The organism is Massilia sp. CT11-108, assembly GCF_047302915.1.
GTDB classification, from domain to species: Bacteria; Pseudomonadota; Gammaproteobacteria; order Burkholderiales; family Burkholderiaceae_D; genus Telluria; species Telluria orientalis.
The window spans coordinates 1-269 of record NZ_JBKYMO010001532.1; the positions used below are offsets into that span (position 1 = coordinate 1).

The window sequence follows — 269 nt, forward strand, 5'->3', positions numbered from 1 at the left end:
GGGGGGGGGTTTTTTTTAATACCCCCCGGGCGGGGGGCGCCGGGCGCCCCCCCCCCCCCCCCCCCCGGCCCCCCCCGCGCCCCTGTTCGCCGGCGCGCGCCGCCTCCACCGCCGCATTCAACGCCAGGATGTTGGTCTGGAAGGCGATGCCGTCGATGACGCCGATGATGTCGACGATCCGGTTCGCCGACGCGTTGATCGACTCCATCCTGTCGACCACGCCGGTCACGACCGCGCAACGGGGCGGCCGAGGCCACCAGCCGGTCGGC

Annotated in this window: 1 pseudogene; it reads right to left on the reverse strand. The window is 74.3% G+C overall.

The features are described 5' to 3' along the window. Nucleotides 1-73 precede the first annotated feature (73 nt). A pseudogene (locus ACEN88_RS35520) lies at nt 74-269 on the reverse strand (methyl-accepting chemotaxis protein); the annotation flags it as partial.